1 pseudogene is annotated in these 244 nt (G+C 57.0%); it reads left to right on the top strand.

Annotation, left to right across the window (positions count from 1 at the left end):
* Positions 1-244: pseudogene (locus Q4563_RS21925) on the top strand (urea ABC transporter permease subunit UrtC); the annotation flags it as partial.

Here is a 244-nt window from a genome sequence, read left to right as displayed (position 1 = left end):
CGGTTACTGCATGGCGATGTTTCTGAAGCTGGAAGCCTCCAGCCCGGAAAACACCGCCATCCAGACAACGCCGGGCATCCCGGACTTTATGGACTGGAACCAGCTCACCGAGCTGCCGTGGTTCTGGGAACCCTTCCACAGCTTCGGCTTTACCTTGCTCGCCATTATTCTGGTACCGGCATTTTTCGCCTTTGTGGTGACGGTTGCCATGTTCAAACGCCGGGTTGGCGGGGTGTATTTTGCC

Source organism: Gilvimarinus sp. 1_MG-2023 (genome assembly GCF_030548285.1).
This window is presented reverse-complemented; position numbering and strand designations above follow the sequence as displayed.